At 31.9% G+C, this 24299-nt stretch carries 13 protein-coding genes; 5 read left to right on the top strand and 8 right to left on the bottom strand.

Features of this window, described 5'->3' with window-relative positions; translation table 11 throughout:
• Window positions 1-39: 39 nt before the first annotated feature.
• Window positions 40-777, bottom strand: a complete 738-nt coding sequence (locus ACYEKI_RS01595) for a DUF1835 domain-containing protein (RefSeq protein ID WP_459209399.1) — start codon at window positions 775-777, stop codon at window positions 40-42.
• Window positions 778-915: 138 nt separating this feature from the next.
• Here ACYEKI_RS01595 and ACYEKI_RS01590 point away from each other — a divergent pair, with 138 nt between their 5' ends.
• A complete protein-coding gene (locus tag ACYEKI_RS01590) occupies window positions 916-1428 on the top strand; it encodes a hypothetical protein (protein WP_459209398.1) in 513 nt (170 codons plus the stop codon).
• An 82-nt stretch (window positions 1429-1510) separates the two neighbouring features.
• Here ACYEKI_RS01590 and cysM read toward each other — a convergent pair whose 3' ends face one another.
• The gene (gene cysM / locus ACYEKI_RS01585; RefSeq protein WP_459209397.1) at window positions 1511-2392 is read right to left on the bottom strand and encodes a cysteine synthase CysM; all 882 of its coding nucleotides are present in this window, start codon (window positions 2390-2392) and stop codon (window positions 1511-1513) included.
• Window positions 2393-3184 (bottom strand): serine O-acetyltransferase EpsC, encoded by a 792-nt coding sequence (gene epsC, locus ACYEKI_RS01580; protein ID WP_459209396.1) that lies wholly within the window; start codon window positions 3182-3184, stop codon window positions 2393-2395.
• A gap of 190 nt (window positions 3185-3374) precedes the next feature.
• Between epsC and ACYEKI_RS01575 the strand changes: the two genes are divergently transcribed.
• Both ACYEKI_RS01575 and gap read left to right on the top strand, forming a co-directional pair.
• The gene (locus tag ACYEKI_RS01575; protein ID WP_459209395.1) at window positions 3375-4055 is read left to right on the top strand and encodes a DUF2461 domain-containing protein; all 681 of its coding nucleotides are present in this window, start codon (window positions 3375-3377) and stop codon (window positions 4053-4055) included.
• A gap of 15 nt (window positions 4056-4070) precedes the next feature.
• Window positions 4071-5063: a type I glyceraldehyde-3-phosphate dehydrogenase gene (gap, locus tag ACYEKI_RS01570; protein WP_459209394.1), complete on the top strand. Its 993-nt coding sequence runs from the start codon at window positions 4071-4073 to the stop codon at window positions 5061-5063.
• Between the two features lie 84 nt (window positions 5064-5147).
• Here the strand turns inward: gap and ACYEKI_RS01565 are convergent, their stop codons facing one another.
• On the bottom strand, window positions 5148-8303 hold the full coding sequence (locus tag ACYEKI_RS01565) for a reprolysin-like metallopeptidase (protein ID WP_459209393.1): 3156 nt from the start codon (window positions 8301-8303) through the stop codon (window positions 5148-5150).
• A gap of 704 nt (window positions 8304-9007) precedes the next feature.
• On the opposite strand from ACYEKI_RS01565, the gene ACYEKI_RS01560 reads away from it, so the two are divergent.
• Window positions 9008-10432 carry a T9SS type A sorting domain-containing protein gene (locus ACYEKI_RS01560; protein WP_459209392.1) on the top strand — a complete coding sequence of 475 codons (1425 nt, stop codon included), beginning with the start codon at window positions 9008-9010 and terminating at the stop codon, window positions 10430-10432.
• 485 nt (window positions 10433-10917) lie between these two features.
• On the opposite strand, the gene ACYEKI_RS01555 is transcribed toward ACYEKI_RS01560, so the two are convergent.
• The 4 genes from ACYEKI_RS01555 to ACYEKI_RS01540 form a co-directional block, all read right to left on the bottom strand.
• Complete coding sequence (locus ACYEKI_RS01555) at window positions 10918-13359, bottom strand: CUB domain-containing protein (RefSeq protein ID WP_459209391.1); 2442 nt, start codon at window positions 13357-13359, stop codon at window positions 10918-10920.
• A gap of 251 nt (window positions 13360-13610) precedes the next feature.
• Window positions 13611-16760: a reprolysin-like metallopeptidase gene (locus ACYEKI_RS01550; protein ID WP_459209390.1), complete on the bottom strand. Its 3150-nt coding sequence runs from the start codon at window positions 16758-16760 to the stop codon at window positions 13611-13613.
• A 236-nt stretch (window positions 16761-16996) separates the two neighbouring features.
• A complete protein-coding gene (locus ACYEKI_RS01545) occupies window positions 16997-20296 on the bottom strand; it encodes a reprolysin-like metallopeptidase (RefSeq protein ID WP_459209389.1) in 3300 nt (1099 codons plus the stop codon).
• Between the two features lie 330 nt (window positions 20297-20626).
• Entirely contained in the window at window positions 20627-21004 is a 378-nt protein-coding gene (locus ACYEKI_RS01540) for a LysM peptidoglycan-binding domain-containing protein (RefSeq protein WP_459209388.1), read from the bottom strand.
• Between the two features lie 241 nt (window positions 21005-21245).
• Here ACYEKI_RS01540 and ACYEKI_RS01535 point away from each other — a divergent pair, with 241 nt between their 5' ends.
• On the top strand, window positions 21246-24233 hold the full coding sequence (locus ACYEKI_RS01535) for a M16 family metallopeptidase (protein ID WP_459209387.1): 2988 nt from the start codon (window positions 21246-21248) through the stop codon (window positions 24231-24233).
• Window positions 24234-24299: the final 66 nt, after the last annotated feature.

Raw genomic sequence — 24299 nt, 5'->3', positions numbered from 1 at the left:
GGTAAATTGCCAAAAAAATGAGGTTAATACGTATAATGATCAATTGATTTGATCCCATAATCGTTTTACCTGTAAATCTCCAAAACCATAAATAGGAAAACGTTTAGAAAATTCATTAAATACAATACCAAAATTTGTAGTGTTTAATTCTTTTTTAATCGTTATTAAAGCTTGTAAAGGTTCTCCAGGTGAATCATTTGAAGCTAAACTTCTTGAATAAGCTTCTATGGCAGGTAAAAAGAATGGATAGGTATCATAAAACTGTTTTGCCAAAGTAAGTAAGAAAGCACTGTCTTGCTTTTGGTAAGCTTTCCAGAAAGGAGTTAAGCGAGTTGCTTGTGGTAGTTTAATTCTAGTTGCATAAATGCCCAATAAAGCTTCTTGATCTAGACCAGCAAAGCCATAGCGAGTATGTACTTGAGGACGTATAAGATATAATTGATTTTGAAGTTGATATTCTTCAATTAAAAAAAGAACAAACCAGAAATTGCATTGACAAAATAGATCATCTTCAAACCATAAATTGATTTCGGCATCAACAGGGATTGATTTAAGTTTAAAAAATTCGCTCACTACTTTTTCATGATACATCTGTGTAGTTGAGCTGTAATTAGCATTCATAAAAGCTATTCGTGATTCAAAAATAGCTTCACTTGTATCACCAGAAACATTACCATCAACCATACATTCTCGTGCAACAATCAAAGTTCCATCTATGGTAGTAGGAAATTGATGTTTTAACGCATCACCATTAAGAATATGATATTGAGCTTTCATAAATGAAAATTTAAAGTAGAAAAGTTAAAATTAATTCAAATTATCGATATATAGTGTTTTATAATGATATTAAATATCTTGAAATATAAAGAAGAAGTTTGGAGTATAAAGAATAATAGTATCTTTCCAATAAAAAAGATGAAAAAACAATTGAAATGGATATTGGTTTTTATAGGAATATATTTATCTATAAATACTGTATATGCTCAAAGTGAAGAACAATTAGCTATGGCCAAATTATCATTTATGATTGGTGATTGGAAAGGAGAAGGAACTTCATATCCCAAAGCTGAAAACAAAAAATACGATGTTTTAAGTAAAGTGCGATATGATCTAGATGGAACTTTATTAGTACTTAAGCATAGATCCACCAGAGAAGAGCAACCTGTATTGAGTTTACACACTATTATATATTACAATAAAAAAGAGAAAGTATATTACTATTATCCATTTACAGAAAAAGGAGTGAGGCCTTTTAAAGGAAATATAGTAGACGGAAAACTTATTTGTACGATTGGAGATTCGTATAGATTAATTTTTCAGCGAACAAAAGAAGGATTCTTCAATGAATACGGAGAAAAATTAGTAAATAATACATGGGAGAAAAATTTTGAAGATAAGTTATTACCTACTTCAGAAATTACTTTTTAAATAAAAAGAAGAAGTAAGGAGCAATCAAATCCTTACTTCTTCAACCAAGTTAATTTAATCTAATCTTAAACTTATATAGAAATCAAATATCAAATAAATCCGAACTTAAATAACGATCACCTCTATCACATATAATAGCAACCAGAGTGCCATGATCTAATGTTTTTGCAAGTTTTAATGCAGCAGCTACAGCACCACCGCTACTCATTCCTGCAAAAATTCCTTCTTCTTTTGCGAGACGTCTAGACATTTCTTGAGCCTCAGTTTGGCTAACTTCTATTACCTGATCTACTTTTTCAGGATTAAAAATCTTAGGAAGATAAGCTTTTGGCCATTTTCTTATACCAGGAATTTTTGAATCATCTGTAGGTTGAACACCTACAATTTGTACATTTTGAGATTGTTCTTTTAAAAATGTCGAAGTTCCCATAATAGTTCCTGTAGTACCCATAGCAGAAATAAAATGAGTAATGTTACCTTGAGTATCTCTCCATATTTCTGGACCAGTAGTTTTATAATGAGCTTTCCAATTATCATTATTAGCAAATTGATTAAGCATAATATAATTATGGTCATTTACTTTTTTATCAGCATAATCTCTTGCAGCTTCAATACCATCTTCTATAAGCGTAACTTTTGCACCATATGCTCGCATAGTTTGTACTCGCTCTTTTGTAGCTGTAGCAGGCAGAGCTAATTCAATGTCCAAATTAAAAAAGCCAGCAATCATAGCCAGTGCAATACCTGTATTACCACTAGTAGCCTCTATAAGTTTACTATCAGGGGTGATATCACCACGATCAAGAGCTGATTTAATCATATTATAAGCAGCACGATCTTTAACACTACCTCCAGGATTATTACCTTCTAATTTTAGATATAATGTAATATTAGGATTTTGAATTAAAGTAGAAGCTTTAATTAGAGGTGTATTTCCTATTTGATCTAATAAACTATACGACATTTATATTAGTGTTTTAATTTTACTTTGAGCAGTATGTGTGATTACTGAGTTTTCTGGAATAGAGGAGGTCACCCAAACATTTCCTCCGATAATACTATTTGCACCAATGACAGTTTCTCCGCCTAGAATTGTTGCATTAGCATAAATAGTCACATTATCTTCTACAGTAGGATGACGTTTTACATTACGTAGTTTACGATTTACATATAAACCACCTAGTGTGACTCCTTGATATATTTTAACATTGTTTTTAATGATAACAGTTTCACCAATAACAATTCCTGTAGCATGATCTATAAAGAAAGATTCTCCTATTTGAGCTGCTGGATTAATATCAGTTCCGGTAAGGCGATGTGCATATTCCGTCATTAATCTAGGTACCAAAGGGAAACCAAATTTATACAATTCGTGACTCAACCTATAGATAGTAATCGCATAAAAACCAGGGTAAGCTAGATAAATTTCTTCAAGAGAATTTGCTGCAGGATCACTTTCTATAAAAGCAATAGCATCTTTATTTAACTTTTCTAAAATTATTGGTAAAGAAGTTATATAAGCATCCCATATTTCAGCACATGGAGTTTCGTGTTTCCAGCATGACAATTCGATAAGTTCTTTAAACGTAGCTTCTAACTTTTCTATATTTTCTGTAAGCTCAGTTTCAGTATCAAACAGGGTATAAAACAACAAATCTGTAAAATATTCAGTATGTTTTTTTAATCTTAATTTTAAATTAAGATGTTTTTTTTGCTGTTTGATTTTAGCAATAATGATTTCTTTCTTTGTGTTCATCACAGTTTTTTATAAAACCCTAGTAAATATATAGAATAAATATTCTAGTATAGTCAGATTTTAACAAAATAACTTACTTTTTTAAGATTGTGTTTTTTTAATGGATTGATTTTTAGTGTTTTGTTTAAAATGAAAATGTTTGCTTAAAATGTATTTAGTTTTTGTAATTTTAAGAAAATTACAATTATATATGAGCGGTATACCAAAATCTGTATTCTCCTTTCTCAATGAATTAAAATTAAACAATGATAGAGAGTGGTTTACAGAACAAAAAGATAAATTTAAAGAGCAAGAAGCTCTCCTTAAAAATGTGTATAACGAAATTCTAGAAGGATTAAACCAAGAAGATGAAATAGAGAAAATGAAGATCTTTAGAATTTACAAGGATGTTCGTTTTAGTAAAGATAAAACTCCATATAATATTCATAGAAGTGTTAGTTTTAGCCGTTTGGGGGCTAAGTTAAGAGGTGGCTATTATTTAAGATTAGAGCCCGGTAATTCGTATGTAGCTGGAGGTTTTTTTAGTCCTAATGCAACAGATTTATTACGTATTCGTAAGGAGTTTGAAATGGATGACGAAGAGATTAGAACAATATTAAATGCTCCAGATTTTAAAGAAGCGTATGGAGGTTTTAATACAAGTAATCAAGTCAAAACAGCACCCAAAGGATTTAGTAAAGAACATCCTGCAATCGACTTAATAAAGAATAAAAGTTTCTTCGTAACGCATCCTTTTACTGATAAAGAAACACAAGCAAAAGATTTTTCAGAACAGGTTTTGAAGCATTATCGACTATTAAGACCGTTTTTTGATTATATGAGTGATGTATTAACAACCAATTTAAATGGAGAATCTTTACTAGAAGATTAAAACACATAAAAAAATATGAAAAGAATAGCTATAAATGGTTTTGGAAGGATAGGGAGAGCTTCTTTAAAATTGATTATCGAAGAACCTAATTTACAAATAGTAGCAGTTAATGATTTGATGCCTGTAGAGAGTGCACAATATTTATTACAATATGATAGTAACTATGGCATTTATGAAAAAGATGTAGTCATAAAGGATAATAAATTAGTGGTTGACGGAAATGAAATAGCATATTATACAGAAAGAAACCCAGAAGATTTACCATGGAAAGAAGACGAAATTGACATTGTTATAGAAAGCACAGGTTTTTTTACTAAAACAGAAGATGCCAAAAGACATATAGTAGCAGGAGCAAAAAATGTAGTAATTTCTGGGCCTACCAAAAGTGAAGATACTCCAATGATTGTACATGGAGTAAATACCAAAGATGGAGATACTGCTATTTTTTCTTGCGCTAGTTGTACTACTAATAATATAAGCCCTATAGTTGAAATATTAGGAAGAAGAATAGGTATTAAAAAAGCAATTTTAAATACAATACATGCTTATACAGCATCACAAAGTTTGATAGATGGATATTCCAAAAAGAATCCTAGAATGGGTAGAGCAGGAGCTGTGAATTTAACACCAACGTCTACTGGAGCAGCAAAAGCAACAACAAAGGTCTTACCTCAATATGAGGGTAAATTTGATGGAGTAGCTGTTCGAACTCCTGTACCCGTAGGGTCATTAAGTGATGTTACTTTTATTACAGAAAGGAATACCACGGTAGAAGAGATACACAATATTCTTGAAGAAGAAATAAAAACTGATCGCTATAAAGATGTGGTTAAATTGACATACGAACCGATAGTTTCTTCAGATATTATTAAAAATCCGTATGCTTCAACTGTAGATGCAGCAATGACAAGAGTAGTAGATGGAGATTTAGTAAAAGTGATGATCTGGTATGATAATGAATGGGGATTTACAAACCAGATGATTCGTCAGGTTAAAGAAATACAATAGAGTAGTTATTAATAAATATAGATGAAATAAAAAAGCCCTTAGAAATTTCTAAGGGCTTTAAAACAACAATAAGCTAAATAATTTTTACTGCTTTACGATACGTTCGATATAAGGTTTCCCATCAATATCTAATTGTAAAATGTAAATACCAGCTTTTAATTCAGAAATATCAATAGATTGGTTAGATAAAGAACCAGTTAAAATGGATTTACCTAACATATCTAAAACTTTATAAGTTGTGTTTTTCTTAGAAACAGCAACATTTAATAAACTTCCATTTGGAGTTGGGTTAGGATAAATATTGATCATAAAAGGCTCAGTAGTTTCAATATTACCTATTACACCATTAGGTGCAGAATTAGACCTAGAATTATTTCTAGTAATAGATATATCAACAGATTCTGAAGCTCCAAAACTTGCACCGCTAGCGGAGTCATTTCCTAAAGTAATAGTGTAAGAACCATTTCCAAAGTCACAACAAAGTCCATCGCGTGCGCTATCATAGATAGTAAATACATAATCACCAACTTCTAAACATTCTGTTACAGTTACTGTAGAACCATCTGCTCTATCACCATAAGTACCACCAGAGGCAACTACATTATCAGATGAATCCTTAATATCCCAACTAGTTTCTTCTGGATAATCATCCAATTTAATAGAGATGGTAACATCAGAGCATTGAGGTTCAGTACTAGAAGTATAACTAGCATCCCATCCAGCTTCTGTTATAGAAACATCAGATTCAAATTTTACAAATAATGCATTTCCAGTAGAAGTAATATCATCAGGTGTAGTAGCTCCAGAAAACTCTCCTAGAAGAGAAGCAGAAGCACTAGTTCCATCATAAACAAATACTTTATCATATCCAGATTCAGTATTAAAGTTATCAAAAGTTAAAGTTACCGTTCCACCATTTTCAGGTTGAATTAACCAGCTACAATCTTGATTATTTGTATAATTACTAGAACCACTACCATCATCAAACGAACCAGTATTAGCAGTTAAAGTTGCACCACCATTACAAGCATCAGAAACTGTAGCACCACCTTCGGTAGTAGCGCTTACCGTATTACTAAAATCAGATGTATTTTCAGCGGCATCTTTAGCTTTAACTCTAAAAGTGTAAGATGTATTTTCTGATAAATCTGTGACAGTAACACCAGTCCCAGTAACAGTACCTATTAAAGTATTACCTTGATAAATATCATAACCAGTTACACCAACATTATCTGTAGCAGCTGTCCAAGAAAGTCCTACAGTTGTTTCTGTAATAGTAGTTGTAGCTAAATCAGTTATAGTAGATGGCGCTTCAGTATCATTTCCTGTGGTAGCTTCAATAATGCTAAAGTTAACATTAGAAATATCAAAGAAGATATTATTTGCGGCTTTAACCATAATACGGTTTTGAACACCAACGTTATCAGGAACAGTTATGTCGTGAGAACCATCATTAGGTGCATTATCAGCAAGTAAGATAGGATATGTATTTCCACCATCTGTAGATAAATAAATATCTACCTCACTAGCATTAATTCCATTAGCTGTTGTACCAGCAACATCCCAAGTTACTGCTTTTGTATCTCCAACACTCCATTCAACATTAGTGTTAGGAGAATTTACAACAAAAGGACCAGCAGCAGACCTTACAGTTACCCGCATATCATCGCTATTATTAGCAGGACCACTAGCTCTATTATCTCTTACCGTTAACCTAAAGTTTAATGTTCTAGCAACTTGAGGAATAACTTCCCAACGCCAAGAAGTAGCTCCTGCTTTAATAGTTTCTAATCTAGGGAAATAACGCTTAGAAGACGAAGAAGGAGAGAAAGATCTAAAAGCAACACCAGAAGTGTTATTAGGTCCAGGTTCAATATGTCTAGCATCATTTTCATCCATTTGTTCCCAGCAGTATGTCAAAGAATCATTGTTAGCATCAGTACCAGTACCGTTTAATACAAAAGGAGTTCCTTTTGGGATAGTATAATTACTACCTGCATCTACAGTTGGAGTAGTATTATTAGTAGTTACATTTGTTTGACAAGAAGTACCTTTTACATAATCTGTAACTTGCTCAATAGAGAATGCATGAAAATAAGGATCACTAACTTGTTGTACATCATTATCAGTAATACCTGCATATCCCATGATTGTAGTACCACTTCCTGGTTCAAAATGAGCATTAGTACCTTCATTAACAGTTGAATAAGTATGGTTGGCTCCAAATTGGTGTCCAATCTCATGAGCTACAAAATCAATGTCAAAGCGATCACCTTCAGGAATTTGAGATGAAGTAAAACCTCTACCTTTCCTGTTATCAACACATACACAACCGATACAACCAGCATTACCATTATCTCTTTCTCTTACAAAAACATGGCCGATATCATAGTTTGATTCTCCTATTCGACTTGTTAACGTAGATTGTAATTTATTTTGGTATTCTCTAGAATATGGATCAGTGCTAGGATTAGTATAAATAACACGATCGTTATTTGCTATTACTTGCATAGTTACCGCAAAATCATTTTCAAATACACCATTAACACGTGTCATGGTAGCATTAATAGCAGCCAAAGCTGATGTTTTAGTACCTCCGTGATATTGTGCATATTCTCCTGTTGTAGAAACAGCAATACGGTATCTTCTTAACGTTCCATCATCCGCATTTTTTTGAGAAGAAGATGAATTTAAGATACTAGGATTTTGATCTTCTACTAAACAACGGAAAGTCTCAGAAGAAGCAGAACGTTGATCTCTACTATAAAGCGTATAAGATTGACGATCACTTGTTAAAGGCTCGATAAATAAGGCTTTGTCCTTACCAGATAATCGCATTGTCTGTAGTCCTTTTTCAGGAGAAATACTAAAACGAATTGTAGCTGTAGGATCTTGAACACTTTTTCCGATATAAGATTTAATTTCAGGGTACCTAGCTGCTAAATCTGGATGTAAAGTAGCGAGCTCTTGAATAACGAAAGTCTCCATAGAACCATCCGCTTTAGGAAATTCTACAGTAGTAGAAGATGTTTTGCTCAAATCGCCTCTTTGAGGAGCTTTTTCTAAAGCATTTTTAAATGCTTCAAGATTTAAATTAAATGTGTTTGACTGGGGTAATTCCATACTATGCGGTAGTATAGCGTTTTTTTGCTCAGCATTAGATTTGCTCCAATAATTGCTCTGAGAAAATCCTAACCCCATCATTGTTAAACAAACAATGGTAGATAATTGTTTTTTCATAAAATTGAATTAATAATTGAGTTTGAGCCGCCGAATTTAATAAAATATTAATTATATGTTAATTTTTTGTTATTAATTCAATGGTTTTGGTGGTTTCATTATGGGATAACCGTAATGCGTTAATTGGTAAACATTGATTTATTTTTATCTTAAAAGATGTTTTTGTTGATATATTCGTAAATTATAGTAGATATATAACTGTTTTATTATGAATATAACAAAAATTGACTTTTTGTTATATTCATGAATTCTAAGTGTTTTGTGATATATCTACAATTTCTGAAGCTCCAAAGCGTGTATGACGTACTACATTACATGTTAAAATAAAAGCATGAAATTCGTTTTAAGAATCTTGTTTTTAGTGTTTTATGTTTAACTGGAGACTATGGAGAATAAATAAGATTTCATAATGAATACGATAGCAGTATTAAACTTATAAGAACTATGCTTCTGTAGCTAACATAAATTTTTGAATGATCAATTTTGTAACACGAAAGAAATAACTCAAGAAAATATTTCTTCTGGAGTTTATTTTATTAGTAATTAAAGAAAGTAAGCTTCTATATAATAAAATATTTCAAAAGCAATAAAGCAGATCACAATGTGATCTGCTTTATTGCTTTTGAAATAACATTGTAAGATTTTTGAAGGCTTAATTTTTAAAAGAAGCATTTATAGTTTAATAGTTTTTTTAGATTAAAAATATGAAAGGAAAAAAAATACTTTACGGATTATTATTTATTTCAATAAGTGTTTTTTCACAATGGAGTGGAAAAGGAAATACAATTGTAGGTGTTAATGATGGAGATGTAAAGGGACAATCATTAAGTTTAAGTGGTGATGGTAATAGGATATTTTCAGGAAAATTTCAAGCTACCGGAGGATCTATTAGAGGAAGTGTTGAAGCATATCAATTAAATGGGGCGAATTGGGAAAAAATCGGAAGTACGATTGAAGGTCCTTTTGTAGGTGATTTTTTCTCGGTTGATATGAATAGTGATGAAGATGGAGATACTGTAGTTATCGGAAATTCTAGGGGAGTTTCCATTTATAGATTTGACGGTAGCGATTGGAATTTATTGGGGGATAGATTTTCTGAATCAGCTGATGAATATGGATTATCAGTTGATATTAATGATGCAGGAGATCGAATTATATTTAGAAGTGAAGATTTAGCAGGAACTATTGGTTCTGCTCAGGTGTATGATTTAGTATCGGGTAATTGGGTACAAGTAGGTAATACTCTTACAGGAGTTGATGATTTTGATAGATTAGGAACTGCTGTAAGTATTAGTGGTGATGGAACTACAATTGCAGTAGGGATTCCTGGAAATAGCGATATCGGTACGGGTTTTGGAGCTGTAAAATTATATACTTATGACGGATCTAATTGGGTACAAAAAGGAGATACTATTTATGGAACAACAGATAGAGGATTATTTGGAGAAGAAATTAGTTTGGACGAAAATGGAAATACCGTTATCGTAGGAGAACCCGAATTAAGAAGAGTTCGAGTGTTTGAGCTTTCAGGATCAACTTGGAATCAAAAAGGACCAAATATAATAGGTAATGACAATGGTGTTAGACGATTTGCCGAAAAAGTAGATATTAGTGCTGATGGAAATAATATAATTTTCGGAATAGGAGATTCAGATATAAATGGTGTTAATTCTGGAGAAATAGGAACTTACGAATATAATAATTCTCAATGGGAGCAAAGAGGTTCTTCATTTAATGATAATGTTAGAGAAAGTGGATTTGGGAGAAGTGTGTCAATGAGTAATGATGGTAATATAATAGCTGTTGGAGCTCCTCTTTATAATGGAGCTTCTGGAACAGGTTTTCAACTTGGATTTATCAAAGCTTATGAATTTGAGAATACATTATCCATTACAGAAAACTCTATAAACAATACCTTTATAGTATATCCTAATCCTTTTACTGATAAACTAAGAATACAATCTGGAGATACCTATGAGAATATAAAATTATTAGATATTCACGGAAAAACTATAAGTGAGTTCCATAATACAAAAGAAATCGCTACAGGAAATCTTTCTCCAGGAGTTTATCATGTAGCAATTACAACAAATAATAAAACTTTTTATAAAAAAATAATTAAACAATAAAATTAGATAGCTTATTGATAAGGGATTTATGATTAATTATAAGATTGAAGTATAAAAATAACGTTCTATTAAAAGGATTGAATATATAAGAAAGCAGATCATATTATGATCTGCTTTCTTGTTTTAAAAAGTTATATAAGGTTTTTAAAAAGCGGATCTTTCAATAATTACTTTATAAAATAGCACATGATAATTAAATAAGTTACAAATAAAGAATAAAAAGTATTTGTTAAAAAAATAAGTATATATGAGAAATACTATAGAAAAATTATTAAGGAATGACTATTCTATATAATATGTAAACAAATAGAGTATAGTTAAGGATATGCTAAGAAATGTATAAAATGTAAGGTAAACCAAATCCTAAATTTTAGGATGAGGAAAACTTTGAATAATTAAGTAATACAAAGAAATAAAAAAGCCCTTAGAAATTTCTAAGGGCTTTAAAACAACAATAAGCTTATAAGTGGAAATAATTTTTAGAATTATTTTTTGATGAATTTCTTAGTTATGATTTCATCACCATCATTAACTTCTAAGAAATAAATTCCTGATGTTAAATCCGAAACGTTTAATTCTTTAGTTAATGATCCACTTTGGATATTTTGTCCTACAACATTGAAAATTCTATAAGAAGCTTCAACATTAGCAGATGATTTTACAAATAATGTGTTACCGTTAACAGGGTTAGGATAAATAGATAAATCTTCTTCTAACTCTTCAATTTCTCTAGTAGTATCTACATTAGGAGTTCCTAAAGATCTTAAATTAGATTCTCTGTTTGAAGAACCAGCAAGTCCAGTAATAGTTACTTGATCTATATATACTTGGTCAGAGTTTGTAGAAGCATCACATTGGAATCTGAATCTACTGTTATTAGCAAAAGTAACTTCAGAAGCATCTAATACTACAGTAGCTGTGTAGAATGTATTATTATCAAAATTAGTTCCACTAGCCCATGAATCTACAGTACTCCATGAAGAACCATTATAGTAACGTAACCAGAAATCTTCACCAGTTTCCATACTATTCGCATAGAAGAAGAATTTAACTTCAACTTGATTATAATCTCTAATATCAAAGGAGCTAGAAGTCATTGCTGAAGCAGTACCAGAGTTATCTCTTAAACGGATAGAATAGTTTCCTTGATAAGAGAAGTTTCCAGAATAACGGGCACAATCTCCACCACCATCAATCCATCCATCTAAACCTGACTCGAAAGAACCTTCATGTAATACAGTATCTTCTACAGGAGTAGTAGTTGAAGTACTAGAAGTATAACTAGCATCCCATCCAGCTTCTGTTATAGAAACATCAGATTCAAATTTTACAAATAATGCATTTCCAGTAGAAGTAATATCATCTGGCGTAGTAGCTCCAGAAAACTCTCCTAGAAGAGAAGCAGAAGCACTAGTTCCATCATAAACAAATACTTTATCATATCCAGATTCAGTATTAAAGTTATCAAAAGTTAAAGTTACCGTTCCACCATTTTCAGGTTGAATTAACCAGCTACAATCTTGATTATTTGTATAATTACTAGAACCACTACCATCATCAAACGAACCAGTATTAGCAGTTAAAGTTACACCACCATTACAAGCATCATTAGGAGGAGTAGTTGTACCACCCTGAGTAGTAGCGCTTACAGTATTACTGAAAGCAGAAGTATTTCCAGCAGCATCTTTAGCTTTAATTCTAAAAGTGTAAGAAGTATTTTCTGCTAATTCATTAACATTAGCACTAGTTCCAGTAACAGTACCTATTAATGTAGCACCTTGATAAACATCATAACCTGTTACACCTACATTATCAGTAGATGCAGTCCAAGAAAGACCTACAGTAGTTTCTGTAATTGTAGTTGTAGCCAAATTAGTTGGAGTAGTAGGAGCTTGAGAATCTGTAGCAGTACCAAATTTATTAGAAAGAGCTAAACTTCTTCTTTCTCCTCCAGCTTCAAGAACGGCACGCATACGATTTTTTTGACCTTGAGTAAATAAGTTCATACAAGAATCATCAGAATAATCCATATAGTTTTGTACCATATCTGTAGAACCACATGATCTATGAGTAGGAGTACATCCATAATTTGGACCATCAGAATTAGGAGTATCACTTACTAAATCATCATAAGTACAACCATCAGCTCCTACAGGAACATTCCCCCACATGTGGCGTAAGTTTAAGAAGTGACCAATCTCATGAGTAGTTGTTCTACCTCCATCAAATGGAGATACAGCAGAACCTGTTGTACCAAAATACTCATGAACCATTACTAAACCGTCCGTGTCTGCATTTTCACCTGGAAATTGGGCATAACCTAATACACCGTCTTGACCATTTTCTCTAACTAAGTTAGGAACAATCCACATATTTAAATACTCAGATGTATTCCATGGATTAACTCCTCCTTCAGTATCTTTTTTCATTCTGTCATATCTAGAACTAGCAATCCAGTTAGTTCTAGTTACTCGTTTTCTTGTAACACCAGTAGTTGCATTTCCATCTGGATCAATAGTTGCTAATCTAAATTGTATTTGCGTATCAGCAGCTATACTAGAAAATTGAGATGGAGTATTGTTTCTGTCAGGATTAGTACGTCTAAAATCTTGATTTAAAACATCTATTTGAGACTCAATTTGAGCCATACTAATATTATTCGTAGTGTTAGTATATAATACGTGAACTACTACAGGGAGCGTAATAATTTCTCCAGAAACGCTTTTGGCTCCTTCTTCACTCATTTTAGCAAGTTTTTCTTGAGTAAAGGCCTCGATTCTTGCCATACGTTCTTCTACACCTGGATCAAATAATTTTCTTTCTTCTAGACGTTCGTCAACAGTACACGTACGAATTAGGGGTTGTTGCTGGGCGAAAGAAGTACCTACAGCTAATAAGCACGAAAGTGCTAGGGTAATTTTTTTCATAAATATGAATTATTAATTGAGTTTGAGGCGACGAATTTAATAAAATATTAATGATATGTTAATTTTTTGATATTAATGCAATGTTTTTTGTATGTTGAATTATGGTTATACCGTAATATGCTAACTAGTAAACATTGATTTATTTTACTGTTAAAGCGTATTTTTTTGAGATATTCACAAAAAAAGCAGCTATATAGCTGCTTTTTTATGAATGTAACAAAAATGAATTTTTTGTTATTTTTTATGATTTTTTACTGTTTTACAATACGTTCGATATATGGTTTTCCATCAATATCTAATTGTAATATGTAAATACCTGTTTTTAATTCAGAAATATCAATCGATTGATTAGATAAAGATCCTGTTAAAACAGGTTTACCTAACATATCTAAAACTTTATAAGTTGTATTTTTCTTAGAAACAGCAACATTTAATAAACTTCCATTAGGAGTTGGGTTGGGATAAATGCTAATAAAGAATGGTTCAGTAGTTTTTACATTACTGAATACAACATTGTTTGCTTGAGATCCTGTTCTGGCATTTGAAGCAGTAATTGCTAAATCAAAAGATTCTGAAGCTCCAAAGCTTGCTCCATTATGAGTAGTAGTTCCTGAAGTAACAGAGTATGATCCGTTTCCATAGCTACAACAAAGGCCATCACTAGCACTATCATAAATTGTAAATGTGTAATCACCAACAGCTAAACATTCAGTTACAGTTACAGTAGAACCATTAGCTCTATCACCATAAGTACCACCAGAAGCTACAACGGTATTTGAAGCATCTTTAATATCCCAACTCGTTTCTCTTGGATAGTCATCCAGGTTAATTGTAATAGTTACATCAGAACATTGAGGAGTAGTAGCTGTATTTGAAGTATAACTAGCAGCCCATCCAGCTCTTGTTACAGATCCATCAGAAGTAAATCTTACAAATAATGCATTCCCAGTTGAAGTTACTGCGCTTGGAAGAGATGATCCAGAAAATCTACCAATACGTGTGGCAGCGGCACTATCACCATCATATACTAATACGTAATCATAATTAGCTTCTGTATTAAAGCTGTCAAAAGTTAAAGTTACAGTTCCACCATTTTCAGGCTGAATTAACCAGCTACAGTCTCTATTATTTGCATAATTACTAGAACCGCTACCATCTGTAAAAGATCCTGTATTAGCAGTTAAAGTTGCTCCACTATCACATGGATCTGGACTAGCTGTTCTAACATTAACAATATTACTTGAAGAAGAAACATTACCTGCCGCATCTTTTGCTTTTACGCTAAAAGTATATGCTGTATTAGCAGTTAAACCTGTAACATCAAGACTAGTATTTGCAACAGTACTAATTAAAGTAGTACCACGGTAAACATCATATTCTGTTACTTCTACATTATCTGTAGCAGCATTCCAAGATAAAGATAAACTAGTATCGGTGATTGAAGAAGCTGATAGATTTGTAGGAGCAGATGGAGCTTCAGTATCATTTCCTGTAGTAGCTTCAGTAATTCTAAAGTTAGCATTAGAAATATCAAAGAAGATATTATTGGCAGCTTTAACCATAATACGGTTTTGAGTACCAACGTTATCAGGAACAGTAATCTCATGAGATCCATCATTAGGTACATCATCTGCAAGTAAGATAGGATAGGTATCACCACTATCTGTAGATAAATAAATATCTACCTCACTAGCATTAATTCCATTAGCCGTTGTACCAGCAACATTCCAAGTTACTGTTTTTGATGAACCAACATTCCATGCGACATTAGTGTTAGGAGAATTTACAACAAAAGGACCAGCAGCAGATCTTACAGTTACACGCATATCATCACTATTATTAGCAGGACCACTAGCTCTATTGTCTCTTACCGTTAATCTAAAGTTTAATGTTCTAGCAACTTGAGGAATAACTTCCCAACGCCAAGAAGTAGCACCAGCTTTAATAGTTTCTAACCTAGGGAAATAACGTTCTGAAGACGAAGAAGGAGAGAAAGATCTAAAAGCAACGCCTGTAGTATTATTAGGTCCAGGTTCGATATGTCCAGCATCGTTTTCATCCATTTGTTCCCAGCAATATGTCAAAGAATCATTGTTAGCATCAGTACCAGTACCTTTTAATACAAAAGGAGTTCCTTTTGGGATAGTGTAATTACTACCAGCATTGGCTGTAGGAGTAGCATTGTTAGTAGCTACATCAGTTTGACAAGAGGTACCCTTTACATAATCGGTAACTTGCTCAATAGAGAACGCATGAAAATAAGGATCACTAACTTGTTGTACATCATTATTAGTAATACCTGCGTATCCCATTATAGTTGTACCACTCCCTGGCTCAAAATGAGCATTAGCTCTTTCATTGCGAATAGAGAAAGTGTGGTTAGCTCCAAATTGGTGTCCAATCTCGTGAGCTACATAATCAATATCAAAGCGATCACCTTCTGGAGTTTGAGAAGAGGTAAAACCTCTACCTTTACTATTATCTACACATACACAACCAATACAACCAGCACTTCCGTTATCTGCTCCTTTTACAAAGATATGACCTACGTCATAATTTGATTCTCCTATTCGACTAGTTAAGGTGGATTGTAATTTATCTTGATATTCTCCAGAATATGGATCAGTGCTAGGATTAGTATAAATAACACGATCATTATTAGAAATAACTTGCATAGTTACCGCAAAATCATTTTCAAATACCCCATTAACACGAGTCATAGTAGCATTAATAGCAGCCAAAGCCGATGCTTTGGTACCTCCGTGATGTTGTGTGTATTCTCCTGTTGTAGAAATGGCAATACGGTACCTTCTTAAAGTTCCGTCGTTTGCGTTTTTTTGTGAAGAAGAATTTAATATACTTGGATTTTGATCTTCTACTAAACAACGAAAAGTTTCAGAAGAAGCAGAACGATGATCTCTGCTATAAAGTGTATAGGATTGACGATCTTCTGTTAAAGGTTCGATAAATAAGGCTTTGTCCTTACCAGATAATCGCATTGTTTGCACTCCTTTTTCAGGAGAAATACTAAAACGAATTGTAGCTGAAGGATCTTGAACACTTTTTCCGATATAAGATTTAATTTCAGGGTACCTAGCTGCTAAATCTGGATGTAAAGTAGCAAGTTCTTGAATGACGAAAGTCTCCATAGAACCATCAGCTTTAGGAAATTCTACAGTAGTAGAAGATGTTTTGCTTAAATCGCCTCTTTGAGGTGCTTTTTCTAAAGCATTTCTAAATGCTTCAAGATTTAAATTAAATGTGTTTGACTGGGGTAATTCCATACTATGAGGTAGTATAGCGTTTTTTTGCTCAGTATTAGATTTAGTCCAATAACTACTCTGAGAAAAACCTAACCCCATCATTGTTAAACAAACAATAGTGGATAATTGTTTTTTCATAAAAATGAATTATTAATTGAGTTTGAGCCGCCGAATTTAATAAAACATTAACTAAAGTGTTAATTTACTGGTATATGTGTAATGTTTATTAGTAAACAAAAAAAGGTTAAAACGTATTTTTTTAGCTTTTATGTATTGTTTTTTTAAGATTCTGAGTGAGGTTGTTTTTATATATTCATAAAAAAAAGCAACTATATAGCTGCTTTTTTATGAATGTAACAAAAATGATTTTTTTGTTATTTTTTTATGATTTTCTTAGAAATCACCTTTTGACCAGTATCAAAATGTATCATATAGACACCAGAATTTACTTGTTGTAAATCTATAGTTGTACCATTTAAATTTCCTTTTTGAATGATTTTTCCAGTAAGATCAGTAATAGTATAAGTAAGTTCTTTAATATGAGAAGAAACGTTTAACGGAATATTTTGTTGAATGGGATTAGGATAAATACTAATCTCAATAGGAGTAGTACTTACTACTTGTTGAACTATAGCATCTCTTGAAGATTCTCTAAGGGTGAAGGTTGTACTCTCTGAAGTTCCAAATTGACCACCATTGGCTAACGGAGTAGATCCCGTTGTTAGACTATAAGAACCATTACCATATTGACAACAGATCCCATCTCCATAACTGTCATTAATAGTAAAAGTATAAGTTCCTTCAGGAAGACATACTGTAACTAGAAGTTCTCCTGTGGATGAGTTATAATTATCTCCAGACGCCATAATCTCATTAGATTCATTTATAATTTGCCAACTGGTTTCTTCTGGATAATCGTCTAGATTGATAGATAATGTAACCTCTGTACAATCTGGATTACTTACTGTAGTTATTAACGAAAGTTTATCAATAGCAATATCTCCTTTCCATGTACTTCCTGTAGTTCCTTTAAAACGCAATTGAATGTTAGAGCCTGTATAAACAGATAAATCAATGGATTGAGTAATCCAGGTATTTCCTTGATTTCCTGATACAGACCAAATAGTTGTCCATGTAGTAGCATTGTCATCACTTATATCAAGAGATAAATCTCCCATATTATTAGCTCCAAACATGTGGTAATTAAATTCGAATGTAGCATTATTTTCGTTACTTAAATCAAAACAAGGAGAAGTTATTATAGCTTCTTTTGAAGGATAATTAGGACTTGAAGATTCTAAATATAAATAAAAATTACCTTCTATAGCGCTATTAGGTCCGGTACCATTAGATGGGGTAGTTCCAGAATTAAAACTCCAATCAACATCATCTGTATTGCTTTGTGTCCAATTACCTAAGTTGTCTTCAAAACCTTGTGAGTAGGGATAAGAATTTATACCATTAATACATTGATCATTGGTATCACTAGGCAATGTAATAAAGGTAACCGAATTACTAAAATCTGACATATTACCTGCAGCATCTTTTGCTTTTAAAGCTATACTATAAGTAGTATCTGGATTTAGATTTATTAGATCAAATTCTGTAATTGTAGAAGTACTAATAAAATCATTATTTTGATAAAGATCATATCCTACAACTTCGATATTATCGGTAGCAGCATCCCAATATATAGTAGCCGAAGTTTGTGTTATATTAGAAACACTTACATTGGTAGGTATAGTAGGAGCTTCTGTATCAGAACTATCTCCAGGTGTAATTTCGAAATCAGTGTTTGAAATATCAAAGAAAACGTTATTAGAAGCTTTGATCATAACTCGATTTTGATCTCCAATTTGATTAGGTACTAAGATATCATGAGAACCATCATTAGTTACATTTGAGGCTAGTAAAATACCATAAGTATTACCTCCATCAGTAGAAAGGAATAAATCAACGGTAGTGGCTAGAATGGGAGCAACGTTTGTATTTGCTACATTCCAAGTAATAGTCTGGGTTGAATTTACTTGCCAAGACACATTACTATTAGGAGAATTTAAAATAAAAGGACCAGCATTATCTATTACAGTAAGTTTAATATCGTCACTTGTAGAAGCACCACCACCTAATTTATTATCTCTTACAGTTAATCTAAAGTTTAGATCTCTTGCTACTGCAGGAACAGCTTCCCATTGCCAAGAAGTAGCCCCTGATTTAATTGTTTCTAACCTTGGAAAATACCTTTTATTTGATAAAGTAGGAGCAAAAGATCTAAAAGACACACCTGTTGTTGCGGTAGTACTAGGATACGTTGACATAGCATTATTTTCGTCACGTTGTTCCCAGCAATAAGTTAATGTATCACCATCATCATCAATAGCATGACCAGTAAGTACAAATGGTGTTCCTTTAGGAATAGTATAGTCATTGCCTGCTGTAATCTCAGGTGTTGTATTGTTTGTATTGGTATTTGTTTGACAAGAAGTGCTTTTGACATAATTAGTGACTTGTTCTATAGAATGAGAATGAAAATAAGGATCACTATTATCTTGAACATCTGTATTTCCTGTAATACCAGCATAACCCATTATAGTAGAACCACTACCAGGCTCAAAATGAGCATCTGTTCCTTCGTTTCTAAATGAAAATGTGTGATTAGCACCAAATTGATGTCCTATTTCATGAGCAACATAATCAATATCAAAAGCATCGCCTTCTGGAATACCTCTAGAAGTAAACCCTTTACCTTTTCTTCCGTCTACACAAACACAACCTATACAACCTGCATTACCGTTATTTCCTCCTTTAACAAAGAGGTGACCGATATCATAAGCAGCTTCTCCAATAACAGCAGTTAAAGTATTCTGTAATTGTGTATTAAAACTACCCGTATAAGGATCTGAGCTTCCATCTGTATAAATGATATCTTCATTATTAGCAATAACGACCATAGTTACATTAAAGTCATTTTCAAACACTCCATTAACTCTAGTCATTGTTGTATTTATTGCAGCCAAAGCATCTGCTTTTGTTCCGCCATGATATTGTGTATATTCACCAGTAGTAGAAATGGCAATTCTGTAGGTTCTTAAAAGACCATCATCAGCATTTTTTTGTGTGTTGTTTCGTGACGTAGAAGAAGTATGATCACTAACGATACATTGTAAGCGTTCTTCCACTTTGGGTTTTTCACTACGTGTATATATTGTATATGTAGCTAGATCTTGTGTATAGGGCTCTATGAAAACACTTTCTGTAGATCCAGATAATTTCATACCATGCAAGCCTTTATGAGATATACTAAAACGAATTCTAGCAGATGGATCAGTAATACCTTGACCAATGTAAGATTTTATTTCAGGATATTTATATGCTAGATCAGGGTGTAATACAGAAGCTTCATATACATGAAATTGTTCTAGAGAACCACTGGCATTAGGAAATTTAATGATCGTTTTTCTTTGATTATTTGTATCAAAACGTTTTGGAACATCAGATAATACATCTTTTAACAGTTGAGTTTCTAAACTAAATAAATTCTTGTTAGGTAAATCTTTTTTACTATTAATTACTGAATTTTTAGAATAAGTATTTGTTTTTTTCCAGTACCGCTCTTGCGAAAAACTAGAGCATATAATGGCTAGAAACAACACAAAAAGTAGTTGCTTTTTCATGATAAAATAGATTTGGGTTTTTGGCACTAGAAAATTAAGAATATATTAACAATAATTGCATTATTTTAACATAAAAGGCATTTTTGTTGAATATTTTACGTTTTAAACGTATTTGTAAGCCTATTTTATATCGATTTGATAATTTAACCTTATGGATATTAAGGAAAAACCACAACAAAAAAAGAGTCAAAATCAAAGAAATTGAGTTTATTTCTTAAGATTTTGACTCTAAAAATCAATTTTAACACTTTAAAGTGCTATTTTATTTCGATAAAATAAGAATAATAGACTTTTTAATAATTATTAAAGTAGTCTTTTTCTTACTATTTTTTATAAATTAGGAATTACTAAAACTTGATCAGGATGAATTAAATCAGGGTTTTTTAGAATATCAGTATTGGCAGAAAAAATCTCTTTATACTTCATAGCATCTCCATAATAATGTTTAGCTATTTTACTTAAAGATTCACCACTTTTTACAGTATGTCTATGAAAAACAGAAGCATCTTCAACTTTAATATCGGCTTGGATATCAGCAGGTGATTCTCCTCCAATTTCTTTTATTTTATCCCAAAGAATATTTTTTTCATATTGAGTTTTTGCAGTACCACTTACTTTTAATACACCGTTTTCTTCTTGAACATCTCCATTCTTGATTTCAAGTTCTTTACCTAGGTCTAATACGTCTTTATACTTTGCTTGTAACATAAGAATTGTTGTTTAATTAATATAATATTTTGCTTTTTTCAAATTTATGATGTTGTATTTGAGATCAAGAATATGAATAGGATAATAAAATACGAATAATCGATAAAATGTTATTATTTACGTTAAAATTTATTTGAATAACTAAATTTATTAAAAAAAACTGTATGATTGTAACAGTAATATTAACATTACAGTCTTATAAATTAAGTAAATAGAAAGTTTAACAAAACTAAAACCATTCATGAAATTACGTAATTCTGTGTTTTTGTTTACTATAGGTGCTGCCTTGGTAAATTGTAAAGACACAAAAACAGAACAAACTAATTCTGATGAAAATGCATTAATTGTAGAACAACATACAGATGCATCAGGATTTAAGTATGAAACTGTTAAAAATGATCCTACAGGGTTAAGATTATATACTTTAGACAACGGTCTTAAGGTATATTTGGGTAAAAATGAAGAAGAACCAAAGATTCAGACTCTTGTAGCAGTAAGAGCAGGTTCTACTTATGACCCAGCAGATAATACAGGATTAGCGCACTACCTTGAACACATGGTTTTTAAAGGTACAGATGAGATAGGTACTCAAGACTTTGCAAAAGAACAAGTGTTATTAAAGGAAATTTCTGATTTATACGAGAAGCATAAAGCTGAAAGTGATCCAGAAAAGAAAAAAGAAATCTACAAGAAAATTGATGAAGTTTCTCAAGAAGCATCAAAGATTTCTATTTCAAACGAGTACGACAAGATGGTTAGTTCATTAGGAGCAGAAGGTACAAATGCTTTTACTTCTAACGAACAAACAGTATATGTAAATAAAATTCCTTCAAACGAACTAGATAAATGGTTAACGTTAGAAAGTGAACGTTTTAGTCAATTAGTGTTACGATTATTCCATACAGAGATAGAAGCTGTATTTGAAGAGTTTAATAGAGGGCAAGATAACGATGGTCGTAAACAATATTTTGCTGTTCTTGAAGGGTTATTCCCTACACACCCATATGGTACACAAAGTACTATAGGTAAAGCAGAACACTTAAAAAATCCTTCTTTAGTAGCGATTCATGAGTATTTTGATAAATATTATGTGCCTAATAATATGGCTGTAATCTTAGTAGGAGACTTAGATTTTGATAATACAATCAAAAAGGTAAATGAAGCTTTTGGTGGATATAAATCTAAAGAAGTAGCACATCCTACTAGACCAAAAGAGGCACCAATTACACAACCTATCAAAAAAGAAGTTTATGGTCCTACAGCAGAGTCTATCTATGTGGCATTTAGAACAGATGGGATTGGGTCTGAAGAAGAAGTGATGGTAACTCTTATCGATTATATCTTAGCAAATTCTAGTGCAGGATTAATCGATTTAAATCTAAACCAAAAACAATTAGTACAGGCAGCTGGATCATTTACAAATTTTGATAATGATTATGGATTCCATTTAATGTATGGAATGCCTAAAGCAGATCAATCACTAGATGAGGTAAGAGAACTTTTATTAGCTCAAGTAGAGAAGATTAAAAAAGGAGAGTTTGAAGACTGGTTGATAGATGCAGTTGTAAATGACATGAAACTTAATAGAATTAGAGAGTTTGAAAGAGCTTCAGATGTAGCTTATTCTTATTTAGATGCTTTTGTACATTTCCAAGATTGGAATGATAGATTAAAGATACTTGATAAAATGAAGAATGTAACGAAGCAACAAGTAATTGACTTTGCTAATAAACATTATTCAAATAATTATGTAGAAGTGCATAAGATTAAAGGTGAAGATAAAAGCATTACTAAGGTAGAAAACCCTGGAATTACACCAGTAGAACTTAATAGAGATAAAAAATCTAAATTTATCGAAGCCTTTACTAAAACAGAATCTCCAGCACTTCAACCAAAGTATGTTGATTATAAAACAGCTATTAAAACTACAGAAACAGCACAGAAATTACCTGTTTCATATATCTTAAATGAAAATAATGATCTATTCAATTTGAATATTATTTTTGATATGGGATCAGATCATGATCGTAAAGTTGCTTTGGCTGCAGGATATTTGGATTATTTAGGGACTGATAAATATTCTCCAGAAGATTTAAAGAAAGAATTCTATAAGTTAGGTATTAATTATTCAGTAAATACAGGAGCTGATAGAACTTATGTTGGAATTTCTGGATTAAAAGAAAATCTTGATAAAGGTTTAGCTTTATTAGAGCATTTATTAGCAAATGCTAAAGCAGATCAAGAGACTTATAATAAGTATGTAGATAAAATTGCTAAGGGTAGAGCAGATAGCAAAACTCAAAAAGGAAATATCTTATGGAATGGATTAATGAATTACGGAATGTATGGAGAAAATTCTCGTTTACGTAATATTTACTCTATTAAAGAATTAAAAGATATTAGCCCAGAAGAATTAGTAGCAAAAATTAAAGAGATACGTAATTTTAAACAACGTATTTTCTATTATGGTAAAGATGTTGACGCAGCAGTAGCAGCAATAGATAAAAACTACAAAGTTGCAGAAACATTAAATGATTATCCAGAGAAAACTACTTATGTAGAAAAAGAAACTGGAGGTAATGTATACTTTGTAGATTATGATATGGTACAGAGTGAAATGTTATTTTTAGCTAAAGGATCTGAGTTTGATCCATCAAAAATGGCAGCTTCTCGTTTGTTTAATACGTATTTTGGTAGTGGATTATCTTCGATAGTATTCCAAGAAATTCGTGAGTCAAAATCATTAGCATATTCTGCTTTTTCTAGTTATAGTACTGCATCAGAAAAAGATAAGTCAAATTATGTATATGCATATATAGGAACACAGGCTAATAAAATGCCAGAAGCTGTAGATGCAATGATGGATTTAATGTCTAATATGCCAGAAGCTGAAGAGCAATTTAATGCAGCAAAAGAAGCTACGTTGAAGAAAATCGCAGCAGAACGTATTACTAAATCTAATATTTTCTGGACATATGAGCGTTTAAAGAAAAGAGGTATAGATAATGATAACCGTCAAGAAATCTATAACACGATCAAAAACATGACGTTAAATGATTTAAAAGAATTCTTTAACGCAAATATTAGAGGAGAAAATTATAATGTACTTGTTATAGGAAATAAAAAAGATGTTGATATGAAAGCTTTACAGAAATTAGGTGAAGTTAAAGAAATGGATATCGATTACTTATTTAACTATGAGAAGAATGACGAGAATGTAAAGCTATAAGGATAAGTTATAGGTTTTCAATATATTAAAATAAGCCCCATGAGAAATCATGGGGTTTATTGTTTA

Origin of the sequence: Aquimarina rhabdastrellae, assembly GCA_947387485.1 — a bacterium.
GTDB lineage: Bacteria > Bacteroidota > Bacteroidia > Flavobacteriales > Flavobacteriaceae > Aquimarina.
This window is presented reverse-complemented; position numbering and strand designations above follow the sequence as displayed.